Source organism: Arthrobacter sp. JCM 19049, from assembly GCF_001310435.1.
Map to the genome: position 1 here is coordinate 1 of NZ_BAXF01000770.1, position 811 is coordinate 811.

At 67.8% G+C, this 811-nt stretch carries 1 protein-coding gene; it reads right to left on the reverse strand.

Annotated elements, in window-relative coordinates; genetic code table 11:
* Positions 1-811: tRNA 2-thiouridine(34) synthase MnmA (gene mnmA, locus JCM19049_RS16115; RefSeq protein WP_054822051.1), on the reverse strand; the 811-nt coding region annotated here is incomplete at both ends.

Sequence of the window (811 nt, forward strand, 5' to 3'; positions counted from 1 at the left end):
CCGAGCCCAACCTCGCTGATGGGCCGCCCCGCCCAGGAGACGCGGATGCCGCGCAGCTCATCCACGGCCAGCAGCGCCTCGGGGCCAACGATCACCTTGTTGTCCTTGGGCCGGATTTCCAACACGAAACGGGGCTTGCCGTCCGCTGCCGGGCGGCCCAGGCGCAGCCCCTTGCGCTGTCCCACGGTGAAGGCCTGGGCGCCGGTGTGCTCGCCCAGTTCGTTGCCGTCCTGGTCCACGATCTTCCCCGGCGTCATTTCGATCCGTTCGGCCAGCCAGCCGCGGGTGTCCCCATCCGGGATGAAGCAGATGTCATGGCTGTCGGGCTTGTTCGCCACGGTCAGCCCGCGTTCGGCGGCCTCGGCCCGCACCTGCGCCTTGGACGGGGTCTCCGCCAGCGGGAACATGCAGTGCTCCAGCTGCTGGTGGGTCAGCACGCCCAGCACATAGGACTGGTCCTTGGCCCAGTCCGCCGCGCGGTGCAGTTCTGGGTTGCCGGCCTCATCGCGGATGACCTTGGCATAGTGCCCGGTGCACACCGCGTCGAAGCCCAATGCCAGCGCCTTTTCCAGCAGTGCGGCAAACTTGATCTTCTCATTGCAGCGCATGCACGGGTTCGGGGTACGTCCGGCCTCGTATTCGCTGATGAAGTCATCGACCACGTCCTCGGCGAAGCGGTCCGAGAAGTCCCAGACGTAGAACGGGATGCCCAACTTGTCGCAGGCGCGCCAGGCGTCCGAGGAGTCCTCGATGGTGCAGCAGCCGCGCGAGCCGGTGCGCAGGGTGCCCGGCATCCGGGACAGGGCCAGGT